This is a genomic window from Mesorhizobium hunchu, assembly GCF_040081975.1.
GTDB lineage: Bacteria > Pseudomonadota > Alphaproteobacteria > Rhizobiales > Rhizobiaceae > Mesorhizobium > Mesorhizobium hunchu.
In genome coordinates, this window is sequence record NZ_JBEBMG010000006.1 from 155,146 (window position 1) to 170,782 (window position 15,637).

At 63.0% G+C, this 15,637-nt stretch carries 15 protein-coding genes; 13 read left to right on the forward strand and 2 right to left on the reverse strand.

What is annotated here, in order from left to right; translation table 11 throughout:
- Position 1 precedes the first annotated feature (1 nt).
- From nuoK to ABMA46_RS12915, 11 genes are all read left to right on the forward strand, one after another.
- Positions 2-310 (forward strand): NADH-quinone oxidoreductase subunit NuoK, encoded by a 309-nt coding sequence (gene nuoK / locus ABMA46_RS12865; RefSeq protein ID WP_348999860.1) that lies wholly within the window; start codon positions 2-4, stop codon positions 308-310.
- Positions 311-313: 3 nt separating this feature from the next.
- The gene (nuoL, locus tag ABMA46_RS12870; RefSeq protein ID WP_348999862.1) at positions 314-2,296 is read left to right on the forward strand and encodes an NADH-quinone oxidoreductase subunit L; all 1,983 of its coding nucleotides are present in this window, start codon (positions 314-316) and stop codon (positions 2,294-2,296) included.
- A complete protein-coding gene (locus tag ABMA46_RS12875; RefSeq protein WP_348999864.1) occupies positions 2,296-3,801 on the forward strand; it encodes an NADH-quinone oxidoreductase subunit M in 1,506 nt (501 codons plus the stop codon). Before nuoL ends, ABMA46_RS12875 begins: the two co-directional genes overlap by 1 nt.
- An 11-nt stretch (positions 3,802-3,812) precedes the next feature.
- On the forward strand, positions 3,813-5,249 hold the full coding sequence (gene nuoN, locus ABMA46_RS12880; protein WP_348999866.1) for an NADH-quinone oxidoreductase subunit NuoN: 1,437 nt from the start codon (positions 3,813-3,815) through the stop codon (positions 5,247-5,249).
- 5 nt (positions 5,250-5,254) lie between these two features.
- Entirely contained in the window at positions 5,255-6,082 is an 828-nt protein-coding gene (locus ABMA46_RS12885) for a biotin--[acetyl-CoA-carboxylase] ligase (protein ID WP_348999868.1), read from the forward strand.
- Between the two features lie 15 nt (positions 6,083-6,097).
- Positions 6,098-7,768 (forward strand): ribonuclease J, encoded by a 1,671-nt coding sequence (locus tag ABMA46_RS12890; RefSeq protein WP_348999870.1) that lies wholly within the window; start codon positions 6,098-6,100, stop codon positions 7,766-7,768.
- 131 nt (positions 7,769-7,899) lie between these two features.
- Positions 7,900-8,304 carry a methylmalonyl-CoA epimerase gene (gene mce, locus ABMA46_RS12895; protein WP_348999872.1) on the forward strand — a complete coding sequence of 135 codons (405 nt, stop codon included), beginning with the start codon at positions 7,900-7,902 and terminating at the stop codon, positions 8,302-8,304.
- Positions 8,301-8,564 carry a DUF1467 family protein gene (locus ABMA46_RS12900; protein WP_348999873.1) on the forward strand — a complete coding sequence of 88 codons (264 nt, stop codon included), beginning with the start codon at positions 8,301-8,303 and terminating at the stop codon, positions 8,562-8,564. The genes mce and ABMA46_RS12900 overlap by 4 nt, the downstream gene beginning before the upstream one ends.
- 453 nt (positions 8,565-9,017) lie before the next feature.
- Entirely contained in the window at positions 9,018-10,346 is a 1,329-nt protein-coding gene (gene proS, locus ABMA46_RS12905; protein WP_348999874.1) for a proline--tRNA ligase, read from the forward strand.
- Complete coding sequence (locus tag ABMA46_RS12910; protein ID WP_348999876.1) at positions 10,343-11,650, forward strand: lipoprotein-releasing ABC transporter permease subunit; 1,308 nt, start codon at positions 10,343-10,345, stop codon at positions 11,648-11,650. The genes proS and ABMA46_RS12910 overlap by 4 nt, the downstream gene beginning before the upstream one ends.
- Positions 11,647-12,330 carry an ABC transporter ATP-binding protein gene (locus ABMA46_RS12915; RefSeq protein WP_348999878.1) on the forward strand — a complete coding sequence of 228 codons (684 nt, stop codon included), beginning with the start codon at positions 11,647-11,649 and terminating at the stop codon, positions 12,328-12,330. Before ABMA46_RS12910 ends, ABMA46_RS12915 begins: the two co-directional genes overlap by 4 nt.
- A gap of 136 nt (positions 12,331-12,466) precedes the next feature.
- Here the strand turns inward: ABMA46_RS12915 and ABMA46_RS12920 are convergent, their stop codons facing one another.
- The gene (locus ABMA46_RS12920; RefSeq protein ID WP_348999880.1) at positions 12,467-12,646 is read right to left on the reverse strand and encodes a CsbD family protein; all 180 of its coding nucleotides are present in this window, start codon (positions 12,644-12,646) and stop codon (positions 12,467-12,469) included.
- 163 nt (positions 12,647-12,809) lie between these two features.
- Here ABMA46_RS12920 and ABMA46_RS12925 point away from each other — a divergent pair, with 163 nt between their 5' ends.
- Positions 12,810-13,568: an SDR family NAD(P)-dependent oxidoreductase gene (locus ABMA46_RS12925; protein ID WP_348999882.1), complete on the forward strand. Its 759-nt coding sequence runs from the start codon at positions 12,810-12,812 to the stop codon at positions 13,566-13,568.
- A gap of 268 nt (positions 13,569-13,836) precedes the next feature.
- Here the strand turns inward: ABMA46_RS12925 and ald are convergent, their stop codons facing one another.
- Positions 13,837-14,955 (reverse strand): alanine dehydrogenase, encoded by a 1,119-nt coding sequence (gene ald / locus ABMA46_RS12930; protein WP_348999884.1) that lies wholly within the window; start codon positions 14,953-14,955, stop codon positions 13,837-13,839.
- Positions 14,956-15,108: 153 nt separating this feature from the next.
- Between ald and ABMA46_RS12935 the strand changes: the two genes are divergently transcribed.
- Complete coding sequence (locus ABMA46_RS12935) at positions 15,109-15,582, forward strand: Lrp/AsnC family transcriptional regulator (RefSeq protein WP_348999885.1); 474 nt, start codon at positions 15,109-15,111, stop codon at positions 15,580-15,582.
- Positions 15,583-15,637: the final 55 nt, after the last annotated feature.

Sequence of the window (15,637 nt, forward strand, 5' to 3'; positions counted from 1 at the left end):
GATGACTGTCACAATCGCGCACTACCTCACCGTCTCGGCGATCCTGTTCACGCTCGGCGTGTTCGGCATTTTCCTGAACCGCAAGAACGTCATCGTCATCCTGATGTCGATCGAGCTCATCCTGCTTTCGGTCAACATCAACTTCGTCGCCTTCTCGGCGTCGCTGGGCGATCTGGTCGGCCAGGTGTTCGCGCTGTTCGTGCTGACGGTGGCGGCGGCCGAAGCCGCTATCGGGCTTGCCATTCTCGTGGTTTTCTTCCGCAACCGCGGCACCATCGCGGTCGAAGACGTGAATATGATGAAGGGCTGAGGAATGTATCAGGCCATCGTTTTTCTGCCCCTCATCGGGTTCCTGGTCGTCGGGTTGTTCGGCAATTCGCTGGGCGCCAAGGCTTCCGAATACATCACGTCCGGCCTGCTGGTGATTGCGGCCGTGCTGTCCTGGATCGCCTTCTTCACCGTGGCCTTCGGCGACGGCGAGGTGTTCACGGTGCCGCTGCTGCGCTGGATCCAGTCGGGCGGCGTCGATACGGCGTGGTCGCTGCGCATCGACACGTTGACCGTGGTCATGCTGATCGTGGTCAACACCGTGTCGTCGCTGGTACACATCTATTCGATCGGCTACATGCACCACGACCCGCACCGGCCGCGCTTCTTCGCCTATCTGTCGCTGTTTACCTTCGCCATGCTGATGCTGGTAACGGCCGACAATCTGATCCAGATGTTCTTCGGCTGGGAAGGCGTGGGTCTCGCCTCCTACCTGCTGATCGGTTTCTGGTACAAGAAGCCGTCGGCCAACGCAGCCGCCATGAAGGCCTTCATCGTCAACCGCGTCGGCGATTTCGGCTTCGCGCTCGGCATCTTCGGCGTGTTCGTGCTGTTCGGATCCCTCAATCTCGGCACCATCTTCGCCAACGCGGCCTCGTTCATTCCCGCCGAAGGCGGCGAGGCGGCCGCGCAGGGCGGTGCGGTGCTGACCTTCCTTGGCCATGCGCTGGACAAGCAGGCAGCGATGACGGTGGTTTGCCTGCTGCTGTTCATGGGCGCGATGGGTAAGTCGGCGCAGGTGCCACTGCACACCTGGCTTCCCGATGCGATGGAAGGCCCGACGCCGGTCTCCGCCCTGATCCACGCCGCCACCATGGTGACGGCCGGCGTGTTCATGCTGGCGCGCCTGTCGCCGCTGTTCGAGCTGTCGCATACGGCGCTCACAGTGGTGACCTTCATCGGCGCCATCACCGCCTTCTTTGCGGCGACCGTCGGTCTGGTGCAGAACGACATCAAGCGCGTGATCGCCTATTCGACTTGTTCGCAGCTGGGCTACATGTTCGTGGCGCTGGGCGTCGGCGCCTACGGGGCGGCGATCTTCCACCTGTTCACGCATGCCTTCTTCAAGGCGCTACTGTTCCTCGGCTCGGGTTCGGTCATCCACGCCATGTCGGACGAGCAGGACATGCGCAAGATGGGCGGCATCCGCAAACTCATCCCCATCACCTACTGGATGATGGTGATCGGAACGCTGGCCCTGACGGGCGTCGGCATCCCGATGACCTGGATCGGCTTCGCCGGCTTCTTCTCCAAGGACGCCATCATCGAGGCCTCCTTCGTCGGCGAGAACGCGATGGCCACCTTCGCCTACGTCCTGCTGGTGATCGGCGCCGGCTTCACGTCGTTCTATTCCTGGCGGCTGATCTTCATGACCTTCCACGGTGAGCCGCGCGCCGATCACGAGACGATGCATCATGTGCATGAATCGCCTCTGGTGATGCTGGTGCCGCTGTTCGTGCTGGCGGCTGGCGCTGTGTTCGCCGGCGCGCTGTTCTCGAACTATTTCGTCGGCGAGGGCTATGCCCACTTCTGGAAAGCGGCACTGTTCACGCTGCCGGATAATCATGTGCTGCACGAAATGGAAGAAGTGCCGTTGTGGGTGAAGCTCGCCCCCATCGTCGTCACCATTTTCGGCTTCCTGGTCGCCTGGCAGTTCTACATCCGCAATCCGCGCGCGCCGAGGGAACTGGCCGAGCGTCACCGCGGCCTCTACGCCTTTCTGCTCAACAAATGGTATTTCGACGAGCTCTACGACTTCCTGTTCGTGCGGCCGGCGAAATGGCTGGGCTACACGCTCTGGAAGAAGGGTGACGGTGCGATCATCGACGGTTTCGGACCGGACGGCGTTTCCGCCTGGGTGGTCGATGTCACCAACCGCGTGGTCAAGCTGCAGACCGGCTACCTCTACCACTACGCCTTCGCCATGCTGATCGGCGTTGCCGCTCTCGTCACCTGGATGATGCTCTGATGTCCGACTGGCCCATTCTCTCCACGGTCACATTCCTGCCGCTGGTGGGCGTGCTGCTCATCCTGTTCGTGCAGGGCGAGGGTGCGGCGGCGGTGCGCAACATCCGCATGATCGCGCTGTGGACGACGATCGTCACCTTCATCGTCTCGATCTTCATCTGGACCGGGTTCGACACGTCCAATCCCGGCTTCCAGTTCGTCGAGAAGCACGGCTGGCTCGATTCGGGCATCTCCTACCACATGGGCGTGGACGGCATCTCGATGCTGTTCGTCATCCTGACCACCTTCCTGATGCCGTTCTGCATCCTGGCCTCATGGGAAGCGATCGACAAGCGCGTCAAGGCCTACATGGTCGCCTTCCTGCTGCTCGAGACGCTGATGGTCGGCGTGTTCTGCGCGCTCGACATCGTGCTGTTCTACGTCTTCTTCGAGGCGGGCCTGATCCCGATGTTCATCATCATCGGCGTATGGGGCGGCAAGCGGCGCGTCTATGCCTCGTTCAAGTTCTTCCTCTACACGCTGCTCGGCTCGGTGCTGATGCTGCTCGCCATCATGGCGATGTTCTTCCAGGCGCACACCACCGACATCACCGAGCTTCTGCGGCACGATTTCCCGGTCTCGATGCAGACCTGGCTATGGCTGGCCTTCTTCGCCTCCTTCGCGGTGAAGATGCCGATGTGGCCGGTCCACACCTGGCTGCCGGACGCGCACGTCGAGGCACCGACGGCTGGCTCCGTCATCCTGGCCGGCATCCTGTTGAAGATGGGCGGCTACGGCTTCCTGCGCTTCTCGCTGCCGATGTTCCCCGAGGCGTCGGCCTACTTCGCGCCCTTCGTCTTCACCCTGTCGGTCGTCGCCATCATCTACACCTCGCTGGTGGCGCTGATGCAGGAGGACATGAAGAAGCTGATCGCCTATTCCTCCGTCGCCCATATGGGTTTCGTGACGATGGGCATCTTCGCCATCAACCAGGAAGGCATCCAGGGCGCGCTGTTTCAGATGCTGTCGCACGGTCTGGTCTCGGGCGCGCTGTTCCTGTGCGTCGGCGTCATCTACGACCGCATGCATACACGCGAGATCGCCGCCTATGGCGGGCTGGTCAACAACATGCCGAAATACGCCGTGGCCTTCCTGATCTTCACCATGGCCAATGTCGGCTTGCCGGGCACCAGCGGCTTCATCGGCGAGTTCCTGACGATGCTGGGCGTCTTCCGGGTCAACACCTGGGTGGCGTTCTTCGCCGCCACCGGCGTCATCCTGTCGGCGGCCTACGCGCTGTGGCTCTACCGCCGCATCATCTTCGGCGCGCTGACCAAGGACAGCCTGAAGACGCTGCTCGACCTGTCGCCGCGCGAGAAGACGATCCTCTATCCGCTGATCGTGCTGGTGATCTTCTTCGGTGTCTATCCGGCGCCGGTCTTCGACGCGACGGCGCAATCGGTCAAGGCGCTCGTCACCGACGTCACCGCATCGCTGAACGCCGCGCAGACGGCGTCGGCCAACTGAGAGAGCAATCGATGTCACTGGACCTCCTTTCCAGCCTTTCGCTCTCGACGCCGGAACTGATCCTGGCGGTCGGCGCGCTCGCCCTGCTGATGGCGGGCGCCTATGCGCGCGAAAACACCAGCGGACTGGTCAACGGCCTCGCTGTCTGTGTCATCGCCGTCGCCGGTCTCTGGATGTGGCTTGCCGGCGGGCAGGGTACCGCCTTCGACGGTGCCTTCAAGCAGGACGATTTCGCCCGGTTCATGAAGCTGGTGACGCTGCTCGGCTCCGCGGTGACGCTGGTGATGTCGATCGGTTATGCGCGAGCGCAACGCTACGACAATTACGAATATCCCGTGCTGGTCATGCTTTCGACGCTGGGCATGATGCTGATGATCTCGGCCAACAGCATGATTTCGCTCTATCTCGGCTTCGAACTGCAATCGCTGGCTCTCTATGTCGTTGCCGCAATCAATCGCGAGAATGCCCGCTCCAGCGAGGCCGGCCTGAAATACTTCGTGCTCGGCGCGCTCGGCACCGGCATGATGCTCTACGGCATCTCGCTGACCTATGGCTTCACCGGCAGCGTCGATTTTGGCCGGATCGCGGAGGCCGTCAGCGGTTCCGGTCGCCAGGTCGGCGTGCTGTTCGGCCTCGTCTTCATTCTTGCCGGCCTGACCTTCAAGATATCGGCGGTGCCGTTCCACATGTGGACGCCGGACGTCTACGAGGGCGCGCCGACCCCGGTGACGGCCTTTTTCGCTGTGGCGCCGAAAGTGGCGACGATGGCGCTGATCCTGCGGGTGACGATGGAGGCCTTCAAGCCGGTCTCCGCCGACTGGCAGCAGATCTTCGTCTTCATTTCCATCGCCTCGATGGCACTGGGCTCCTTCGCGGCGATCGGCCAGAAGAACTTCAAGCGGCTGATGGCCTATTCTTCGATCGGCCATATGGGCTTCTGCCTTGTCGGTCTCGCCGCCAACAGCCAGGCCGGCGTGCGCGGCGTCATTCTCTACATGCTGATCTACGTCGCCATGACGCTCGGCACCTTCGCCTTCATCATCGCCATGCGCCGCAACGACACCCAGGTCGAAAGCATCGACGATCTGGCCGGCATATCGAGCACCAATCCAGTGATGGCCACCGTCCTGACCATCCTGCTGTTCTCGCTGGCCGGCATTCCTCCGCTCGCGGGCTTCTGGGCGAAGTGGTACGTGTTCCTGGCGGCGATCAATGCCGGACTCTATCCGCTCGCCGTGATCGGCGTGGTGACCTCGGTGGTGGCGGCTTTCTATTACCTGCGCATCATCAAGATCATGTGGTTCGACGAGTCGGTCGGCGCGTTTCAACCGATGGCGGGCGAACTGCGCGTCGTGCTCGGCCTGTCCGGCGCTTTCGTGCTGTTCTACGTGCTGATCGGCGGGCCGATCGCCGCCTATGCCGAGGCAGCGGCGAAGTCGTTCTTCTAGAGCGAATGACCGGTTTTCGTCTCGCGCCCACAGCGGAATCCGAAGGCTACCGCCTCGAAGCGCACGACGTCGTCGGTTCCACCAACGTGCTGGCGCTCGACCATGCGCGGGCCGGTGATCCGGGAAAACTCTGGATCGTTTCGAAGAAGCAGGAGAGCGGACGGGGACGGCGCGGCCGCGCCTGGGCGACGCCGGAAGGCAACCTTGCCGCGACGCTGCTTCTCGTTGCCGGACGCGATCTGAAACAGGCCGCCACGTTGGGGTTTGTCGCCGGGCTGTCGCTGGCCGATGCGCTCGATGCGGCGGTGCCGTCGGCGCGGCTGGCTATCGGGATCGACGGCGCGCAACGCGGCCGCGATCGCTTCGAGTTGAAATGGCCGAACGACGTTCTGGCTTCGGGCGCCAAGCTCGCCGGCATCCTGCTGGAATCGACGCAGCTTGCGAGCGGCCTGTTCGCTGTTGCCGTCGGCATCGGCGTCAACGTCGTGGCCTATCCGGATGACCTGCCGTATCCCGCCACATCGCTGAAGGCCCTGGGCTCGGCCTGCGACGCCGAAACCCTGTTCCTGGCGCTGTCCGACGCCTGGGGCGCGAACGCGCGCTTGTGGAACGAGGGGCGGGGCCTCGCCGCCATCCGCGACCGCTGGCTGGAGCGCGCGGCGGGGCTGGGCAGCGAGGTTGCTGTCAGGATTGACGGGAGTGTCGTGCGTGGCACCTTCGAGACTATTGACGCGGACTGCCGGTTCGTGATCCGCGACAGGAACGGCAACAGGCAGACCATCGCCGCCGGCGATGTCCATTTCGGCGCGGTGGCTTCGGCCGGCGCGGCCTGACAGGAAAGGATGCTCATGGCGAACGAGAACAGCACGGATCTCGTCTTTGCGCCGCTCGGCGGCGTCGGCGAGATCGGCATGAATTTCGCCCTCTACGGATATGGCCCGCCGGACGATCGCGAGTGGCTCGTGGTCGACGTCGGCGTCACCTTTCCGGACGCCGCGCATCCCGGCGTCGACCTTATCCTGCCCGACACGCGCTTCATCGAGGAACGGCTCGACCGTCTGCGCGGCATCGTCATCACGCATGCGCATGAAGATCACTATGGCGCGCTGCACGAGATCTGGCCGAGGTTGAAGGCGCCGGTCTGGATGAGCCCGTTCAGTGCCGGTATGCTGGAAGCCAAGCGACAGGGTGAGCAGGGCGCGCCGAAAATTCCGGTGACGGTCTTCCGGGCAGGCGAGAAATTCACGGTCGGACCGTTCGAGATCGAGCCGATCCCGGTCTCTCACTCCATTCCCGAGCCGTTTTCGTTGGCGATCACGACGCCAGCCGGCACGGTCGTCCATACCGGCGACTGGAAGATCGACCTCGCGCCCGCCATTGGCCCCAAGACGGACGAGGCGCGTTTTCGCGCTTATGGCGACAAGGGCGTGCTGGCGCTGGTCTGCGATTCCACCAACGCGCTCAGGGAAGGGCAATCTCCCACCGAGCAGGCGGTCGGCGCGAGCCTTAAGGAGATCATCAGCCGTGCCGACGGCAGGGTGGCCGTCACCACCTTCTCCTCCAATGTCGGGCGCATCCGTTCCATCGCCGAAGCCGCGCGCGACGCCGGACGGCAATGCCTGCTGCTCGGCCGCTCGCTCAAACGCGTCGTCGACGTGGCGGGCGAGCTCGGCTACATGGACGGGCTGCCCGAGTTCATCTCGGAAGAGGACTACGGCTTCATTCCGCGCGAGAACCTCGTCATCATCTGCACCGGCAGCCAGGGCGAGCCGCTGGCAGCACTTGCCAAGCTGTCGCGCGACGAGATGAAGGCGGTGGCGCTGACGGCGGGCGACACGGTCATCTTTTCCTCGCGCACCATTCCCGGCAACGAGAAGGCGATCCTGGAGATCAAGAACCGCCTGATCGACCTCGGCATGAAGATCATCGAGGACGGAGATGCGCTCGTCCATGTGTCGGGCCATCCGCGGCGCAGCGAACTCAGGCAGATGTACGAATGGGTGCGGCCGAAGATCGGCGTGCCGGTTCACGGCGAAGCGGCGCATCTCGTGGCGCAGGGTTCGCTGATGGCGACCTCCGGCATCGGCCAGGTGGCGCAGGTGCGCGACGGCGACATGCTGAGGCTGTGGCCGGGCGCGGCCACCATCATCGACCGGATTCCGTTCGGCCGCGTCTACAAGGACGGCAAGTTGGTCGGAACCGACGAGGCGATGGGCATCCGCGACCGCAGGAAGCTGTCCTACGCCGGCCATGTGGCCGTGAATGTCGTTCTGGACGAGCGCTACGAGCTTGCCGGCGACCCCGACCTCGTCTCGATCGGCGTTGCCGGCGTCGACGCCAGGGGCGAGGACATGGAAGAATTGATGCTCGATGCGGCAATCGGCGCGGTGGACTCCATCCCCCGCCAGCGCCGAAAAGATTTGGACCTCGTGCAGGAATCCGTGCGCCGCGCTGTGCGCGCCGCCGCCAACGAAGCTTGGGGCAAGAAGCCGCTGGTCACGGTGTTCGTGACGCGGTGATCCGATAGTCGGCAATAGGCAGTCGGCAATCGGGTTGGGTGGTAGAGCGGAGTTTTGAGTGGGGCGCGGTGCCGCGAGCCTTCAGATTTCCGACTGCCTATTGCCTATTGCCGACTGCCTCGGAGGCATTGATGCTTGGCCGCTTGAATCATGTCGCCATCGCCGTTCCGGACATCGCCGCCGCCAGCGCGACCTATCGCGACACGCTGGGCGCTGTGGTGACCGAGCCGCAGGCACTTCCCGATCACGGCGTCACGGTCGTCTTCATCGATCTCGGCAACACCAAGGTCGAATTGCTGGAACCGCTTGGCGCAGGCTCTCCGATCGCCGCCTTTCTGGAGAAGAACCCGTCCGGCGGCATGCACCATGTCTGCTACGAAGTGGACGACATCGTCGCTGCGCGAGACCGCCTCAAGGCAGCCGGCGCGCGCGTGCTGGGCGATGGCGAGCCGAAAGTCGGCGCGCACGGCAAGCCCGTGCTGTTCCTTCATCCGAAGGATTTTTCCGGTACGCTGGTGGAATTGGAGCAGGCATGAACTGGCTCGTCTATGTCGCCACTTTCTTCATATCGTGGTGGTTCTTCCTTTTCATGGTGCTGCCTTTCGGGCTGAAGACCCAGGACGAGGAAGACGACGTGACGCTGGGCACTGTCGCCAGCGCTCCGCGCGGACCGCATATGCTTCGCGCGGTGCTGTGGACCACGCTGATTACCCTGCTTTTTGTAGCGGCCATGTATTGGTTGTTCGAGGTGTACGGCTTTGCCTTCGATGACCTGCCGCGGATCGTGCCGGACTGACGCCGGCCAGATTCGTATCAGCTTCGCGTGTTGCGCAAACCGGCAGCGCGAACGTGATGATTGCACAAAAAAAATGCAAGGCACGAGGCCTTGCAATTTAACGCGTCCGATCTGCTTTCCGGTATCCGGCGGCAGCGAGTGACCGCGCCTAGATCGCATCCTCCCAAGACTTTGACCGCGTAGGAGTACGGATGTTTTTCCGTTCTCTCGATTATCAAGAAACCCTAGACCAAGCGCGCTCGCATTGTCACGAAAAATTTTATTCGGAAACAGCTCTTTCGATGCTGCGATGCACAATAAGAAGGCAAGAGGTGCCCGCATATAGCCCATGCCGTCGGTGCCCGCTCAACGCGTGTCGGCGGGTTTCCATTCCGCCATGAAATGGCTATGAAGCCCTGCAATCAGCAAGTTGCGCGCCGATTCCTGCGCGCCGTCTTTTTCACGGATTCCTGCATGCGTCTTTCGCGCTACTTCCTGCCCATCCTGAAAGAAAATCCGCGCGAGGCCGAGATCGTCTCTCACCGGCTCATGCTGCGGGCGGGAATGATCCGTCAGCAGGCCGCCGGTTCCTTTTCGTGGCTGCCGCTTGGCAAGCGCGTTCTCGACAAGGTCTGCCATATCATCCGCGAGGAGCAGAACCGGGCAGGCGCGCTGGAGATCATCATGCCGACCATCCAGTCGGCCGATCTGTGGCGCGAGAGCGGCCGCTACGAGGACTACGGCAAGGAGATGCTACGCATCAAGGACCGGCATGAGCGCGACATGCTCTACGGCCCGACCAACGAGGAAATGGTCACCGAGATCTTCCGTTCCTACGTGAAGTCCTACAAGGACCTGCCGCTCAATCTCTACCATATCCAGTGGAAGTTCCGCGACGAGGTAAGGCCGCGCTTCGGCGTCATGCGCAGCAGAGAATTCCTGATGAAGGACGCCTATTCCTTCGATCTCGATTTCGAAGGGGCGAGGGCGGCGTATAACCGCATGTTCGTCGCCTACCTACGCACTTTCACGCGCATGGGCCTCCAGGCGATACCGATGCGCGCCGACACCGGCCCGATCGGCGGCGATCTCAGCCATGAGTTCATCATCCTGGCCGACACCGGCGAGAGTCAGGTCTATTGCGACCGGCACTACCTCACGCTCGACGTGCCGGGCGCAGACACCGATTTCGGCAACGACGCCGAGATCGCCGGCATCGTCAAGACATGGACGACGCCTTATGCGGCAACCGACGAGATGCACGACGATGCGGCCTGGAACAAGGTGCCGGATGCCGAGCGCCTGTCGGCGCGCGGTATCGAGGTCGGCCACATCTTCCATTTCGGCGAGAAGTATTCCAAGCCGATGGGCGCCAAGGTGACCGGGCCTGACGGCAAGGGTCATTTCGTCTCGGGCGGTTCCTACGGCATCGGTCCTTCGCGGCTGGTGGCGGCCATCATCGAGGCGAGTCACGACGAGAGCGGCATCATCTGGCCGGAGGCGATCGCACCTTTCCATGTCGCGCTCATCAATATGAAGCCGGGCGACGCAGCTTGCGACGCGCTGTGCGAAAAAATTCAGGCGGCCTACGAGAAGGCCGGCCGCGACGTGCTCTATGACGACACCGACCAGAGGGCGGGCGCCAAGTTCGCCACCGCCGACCTGATCGGCCTTCCCTGGCAGGTGATCGTCGGCCCGCGCGGCGCTGCCGAAGGTACGGTCGAGGTCAAGAACCGCAGGACGGGCGAGCGCGACGTAAAGAGGATCGACGACCTGATGACGATGGTGGAGAAGGCCGCGTGAGCAACGCCGCGGCCGCGACGGCCAAACCGGCAAAAAGCCAAGAGGCGGGTGCCGGCCCGTTTTCCGGCTTCGAGCGCATGGTCGCTTGGCGCTATCTGCGCTCGCGGCGCAAGGAGACGGTGATCTCGGTCATCGCCTCGATCTCGTTCCTCGGCATCATGCTGGGCGTCGCTACGCTGATCGTCGTCATGGCCGTCATGAACGGGTTCCGCGCGGAACTTCTCACCCGCATCCTCGGCATCAACGGGCATCTGATCATCACGCCGATCGACATGCCGCTGGAGGACTATGCGGCCATCGCCGACCGCATCAACAAGGTGCAGGGCGTCAAATACGCGGTGCCGCTGATCGACGGACAGGTACTGGCGCAAGGCTCGGTCGGGTCGGGCACAGGCGCGCTGGTGCGCGGCATCCGCGGCGAGGATCTGGCGAAGATCACGCTGGTCGCCAACAACATCAAGCAGGGCTCGCTGGTCGGCTTCGACAAGGGCGAAGGCGTCGCCATCGGCACGCGCATGGCCGAAAATCTCGGGCTGGCGCTCGGCGATTCCATCAACCTGATCTCGCCAGACGGAGATGCGACGCCCTTCGGCACCACGCCGCGGATGAAAGCCTATCCGGTGACCGCGATCTTCGAGGTCGGCATGTCGGAATATGACAGCTCGATTGTCTACATGCCCTTTTCGGAAGCGCAGCTTTATTTCAACCAAGAAGGCAAGGCGCAGAGCATCGAGGTCTATGTCGACGATCCCGACAACGTCGATGCGCTGAAACCGAAGATCGAGGCGGCGGCGCAGCGCCAGATCCTGATGACCGACTGGCGCGACCGCAACAAGACGTTCTTCGACGCCTTGCAGGTCGAGCGCAACGTCATGTTCATGATCCTGACGCTGATCGTTCTGGTCGCGGCGCTCAACATCATTTCCGGCCTCGTCATGCTGGTGAAGGACAAGGGACACGACATCGCCATCCTGCGCACCATGGGCGCGACGCGAGGCGCCATCCTGCGCATCTTCCTGATGACGGGCGCGGCGATCGGCGTGATGGGGACGCTGGCCGGGGTCGTGCTGGGTGTCGTCATCTGTCTTAACATCGAGCGCATCCGCGAGTTCTTCTCCTGGCTGTCTGGCGAGGTGCTGTTCAATCCCGAGCTCTACTTCCTCAGCCAATTGCCGGCCCGGATGGACCTTGGCGAGACCCTCTCGGTCATCGCCATGGCGCTGATATTGTCGTTCCTCGCGACGCTTTTCCCGGCATGGCGCGCGGCGAGGCTCGAACCGGTCGAGGCGCTGAGATACGAATGAAGCGCGAGATCGTCATCGAACTGAAGGACGTTGCCCGCCACTATGTCCAGGGCGCGCGCAAGCTGACCATCCTGAACGGCGCGAATTTCTCCCTGCATCGCGGCGAGATGGTCGCGCTGGTGGCGCCGTCCGGCACCGGCAAATCCACCCTGTTGCACACGGCCGGCCTGCTCGAAAAACCCGACGCCGGCGACGTTGTCCTGTCCGGGCGCACCTGCGGGCGCCTGTCGGACGACGAGCGCACCGCGATCCGGCGCAACGATATCGGCTTCGTCTACCAGTTCCACCATCTGCTGCCCGAGTTCTCGGCGCTCGAGAACATCATGATGCCGCAGTTGATCAAGGGGTTGTCGCCCAGGGAGGCTTCGGCGCGTGCAGCGCAGTTGCTCGACTACATGCAGATCGGCAAGCGCGCCCAGCATCGGCCTGCCGAGCTTTCCGGCGGCGAGCAGCAGCGCGTCGCCATCGCCCGCGCGGTGGCCAACGCGCCGCTGGTGCTCATGGCCGACGAGCCGACAGGCAACCTCGACCCGCACACTGCCTCCTACGTGTTCGATGCGCTTGAAGCGCTGGTGCGGCAGTCGGGGCTTGCGGCGCTGATCGCGACCCACAATCACGAACTCGCCGCGCGCATGGACCGCCGCGTGACCCTTTCCGAGGGAAAAGTCGTACCGCTCTGACGGGCATTCGCCCTGCGATGTGTTGCAGATGACGCTCGCACTCGATGTGGCCTACGGCGAAAAAAAGAAAGGAGCAGGGGAACTGCTCCTTTCTCGCTTGGATATCTCGATCTTTGCCGATCCGGGCGTAGGGCGATCAAAGCGAGTCTTTGATCTTTTCCTTCACGTCGCCGTAGGCTTTCTGGACCTTGCCAGCCACCTTGTCGGCCTTGCCTTCGGCCTGCGTCTTGCGGTCACCCGTCACCTTGCCGGCGGCGTCCTTGACGGAGCCTTTCACCTGCTTGGCAACGCCCGAAACCTGATCCTTGTTCACCATGTCGCATCTCCTGGTTGTGTGTCTGTTCGCGCATGAAAACGGACGGGCAGGATTTAGGCTCCGCCGGTTGGCCATCCTTTCTTCAAAGGCTGTTCCCGCTCTTCAACTCTGCCGGATCGAACCTACTTAGGGTCGGGGTGGCGCGAATTCCTGGAGCAAGATCATGACTTCTCATTCTTCCGGTCCCCTCGCGGGAAAAGTGGCGCTCGTGACTGGCGCATCGTCGGGCATCGGCGAGGCGACTGCGGCGGCGCTTGCTCAAGCCGGAGCGAAAGTGGCTGTTGCGGCGCGACGAACCGACAGGCTCAAGGCGCTCGCCGATCGCATCGGGGCGGCCGGCGGCGAGGTCCTCGTCATCGAGGCCGACGTCACGCACGATGCCGACATCAAGACGATGATCGACAGGACAGCCGCGCAATGGGGACAACTCGATATCCTCGTCAACAATGCCGGCCAGATGCTGCTGTCGCCTCTGGCCGAGGCGAGGGCGCAGGACCTTCGGCATATGGTCGATCTCAACCTGACGGCCCTCATGGAGATCACCCGCCAGGCCCTGCCGCACCTGAAAGCCGCCAAGGGGCACATCGTCAACGTCTCGTCGGTCGCCGGGCGGGTCGCCAATCCGGGTTCCAGCGGCTACGCGGCGACCAAGTTCGGCGTCGTCGGCTTTTCGGAAGCCGTGCGGCGCGAGGTCTATGCGGACAAGGTCAGGGTCACGCTGATCGAGCCGGGCCTGGTGTTGACGGAACTCGGCGATCACATTCCCAATGCCGGGATGAAGGCCGGACTGGAGAAGCGCAAGCAGGCGATGGAAGGTCTGGAATCCGAGGACATCGCCGCCGCCATCCTCTACGCCGTCAGCCAGCATCCGCGCGTCAACGTCAACGAGATCTTGATCAGGCCGACCGATCAGGAACGGTAGGAGGCACCGCTGATACCAATCTTAACGAAATCTTAACCATCGGGATTCAGGATCAAATCCAACTGTCGTATTGCCGTAACATTCTCTCGGTAGAAGGCAGGGTGTCGAACGAGAACCGACCGCGGATGAACCGGCGGTCTCGCGACAGACGAGGAAGCGGGGCCTTGGCTCCGCTTTTTTGTTGCCCTGGCCTCACTTCTTCCGCGCAAGAAAAAGCCCGCCGGCAGGAAAGCGGCGGGCTGGAAGGATACGGACTGTCCTGACCGTGTCACGCAGCGGCAAGCGCGGCCTTTGGCTCCGCCACCTCGTAACCGAGCGATTCAGCGACGGCACGGCTGGTGATCTTGCCTTTGTGGACGTTCAGGCCGTTGCGCAGGTGCTGGTCGTCGACGATCGCCTTGAGGCCTTTGTCCGCAAGCTGAAGGCCGTAGTGAAGCGTGGCGTTGTTGAGGGCGTGCGCCGAGGTCACCGGCACCGCGCCGGGCATGTTGGCGACGCAGTAATGGATGACGCCGTCGACCTCATAGGTCGGATCGGCATGGGTGGTGGCGTGCGAGGTTTCGAAACAGCCGCCCTGATCGATCGCGACGTCGACCAGAACGGATCTCTTCTTCATGCCCGACAGCATCTCGCGGGTAACCAGCTTCGGCGCCGCAGCGCCCGGGATGAGCACGGCGCCGACGACCACGTCCGCGGAAAAGCATTCGTCCTCGATCGCCTCGACCGTCGCATAACGGGTATGGACGCGACCGTTGAAGATGTCGTCGAGCTGCCGCAGGCGCGGGATCGAGCGATCGATGATGGTGACGTCGGCGCCGAGACCGGCTGCCATCTTGGCCGCTTGCAGGCCCACCACGCCGCCGCCCAGCACCGCGACCTTGCCGGGCAGGACGCCCGGCACGCCGCCCAGCAGCACGCCACGGCCGCCGTTGGCCTTTTGCAGAGCCGTCGCGCCAGCCTGGATGGCTAGACGGCCCGCCACCTCGGACATCGGCGCCAGCAGCGGCAGGCCGCCGCGGTCGTCGGTCACGGTCTCATAGGCCACCGCCGAGACTCCCGATGCGAGCAGGCCCTTGGTCTGCTCCGGATCGGGAGCGAGATGAAGATAGGTGTAGAGGATCTGGCCTTCGCGCAACTGCGCCCACTCGCCAGGTTGCGGCTCTTTGACCTTGACGATCATGTCCGACTTCGCGAACACGTCCGCCGCCGTCTTGGCGATCTGCGCACCCGCCGCGCGGTAGGCGTTGTCGTCGGCGCCGATGCCCGCGCCCGCGCCCGTCTCCACCAGGACCTCGTGGCCGTGCGCGACATATTCGCGGACTGAGCCGGGGGTCAGGCCGACCCGGTATTCATGGTTCTTGATTTCCCTGGGGCATCCGACGCGCATTTGGTGATCTCCTCTTCAGCCTTCGCGGCTTTCCCTGTGCCGATCATTGAACCATGAATCGGTGCGCAGGTCCTTGCGAATGCGCTTGCCTCTCGCGGGATTCATCGATAATTGTTGCGTAAAATTGCTCATTATTCGCAGGAAAGTCGAGAAATGGCCCTGGATAGGATCGATATCGCTATTCTGGAGGCATTGCAAAAAGACGGGCGCATGCCCAACGCGGCGCTAGCCGAAAAGGTCGGCCTTTCCCAATCGGCCTGTTCGCGGCGGCTGGACAATCTGGAGAAATCCGGCACGATCCGAGGCTATCATGCGCGGCTTTCCAGTGCAGCTCTCGGTCATCAGATGACTGCGATCGTGCACATCTCGCTGTCCGGTCAGTTCGAGAAGACGTTGTCGGATTTCGAAACGGCCATCAAGCGCTGTCCGAACGTGTTGTCGTGCCACCTGATGTCGGGGGAATACGATTATATCCTTCGTATAGCCGCCAGGGATCTTGCCGATTACGAGCGCATCCACAAGGAATGGCTGTCGGCCATGCCGCACGTCACCAAGATCAACTCGTCCTTCGCGCTGCGCGAGATCGTTGACCGCACGGCAATGGGGTTGAAGCCGGAGATGGTCTGAGGAGATGTCTTGATTTTCGCACCTGCGAAACCACCTTCGGCTTGAACGAGGTGAG